A 927-nucleotide genomic window follows, 5' to 3' on the forward strand; every position below is an offset into this window, starting at 1 on the left:
CCATTAGTACTGTATTTGTACAAGGTCCGTATTTGGGCTATCGCTTGATACTGGCGGTTCTCGTTAGTGTCGTGCTGATCGTTGTCGATGTGCGTTATGATCAGCTCGATCCTGTTCGGCGTGGTGTTAGTACTGTACTGACACCATTTCAATGGATGAGTGATGTACCGCGTCATATCACTGATGGTATTGGTTTTCTTTTTACTTCCCGTTCGTCACTCGAAGATGAGTTAGATTCCCTTAAAGCTAAAGTTCTTGTTCTAGAACGCCAGTCTCAAAAGCTTGCTAGTACAACCGCAGAGCTGAATCGTTTGCGAGAGTTATTGAATGCTTCTCGCGTTCTTGACGATGGTGTCGTAGTCACCGAACTTGTAAGTGTGAGCCCTGACCCAAACAAACATTATATTGTGATCAATAAAGGTCGCAGCAGTGGTGTGTATGTTGGGCAAGCTGTATTAGATGAATATGGCTTAGTTGGCCAAGTGATTGATGTCAGTGAGTTTCAAAGTCGGGTTTTGTTGATATCAGATGATCGTCATGCCGTGCCGGTGCAGGTTAATCGAAATGGTGTTCGCGCCGTTGCCTACGGGTTTGGTTCGCTATCCGCCTTAGAGTTAGCAAATGTTCCAGATACAGCAGATATTCAGGAAGGAGATTTACTTGTGAGCTCTGGTTTAGGTGGGCGCTTTCCGTCAGGCTACCCTGTAGCGACCGTGACGAAAGTTGCACACGATCCAGGAGCAGCATTTGCGACAGTGAAAGTCACTCCGCAAGCTAATCTTAACCGCAGTCGTTTATTGTTATTAGTTTTTCCAAATAAAGATGATGCGCCACAAAGCGGTGTTGAGGTCGCTCAATGATTTATCAGCCTAGTATGTTGGCCGTGGTGATCACCTTCATGTTGTCGGTGATACTCGAACTCATATA

General features: G+C 45.6%; 1 protein-coding gene. It reads left to right on the plus strand.

What is annotated here, in order from left to right:
* Positions 1-860: rod shape-determining protein MreC (gene mreC, locus A3762_RS24610; protein ID WP_068758086.1), on the plus strand; the 860-nt coding region annotated here is incomplete at its 5' end.
* Between the last annotated feature and the right edge of the window lie 67 nt (positions 861-927).

Source organism: Oleiphilus sp. HI0125 (genome assembly GCF_001635355.1).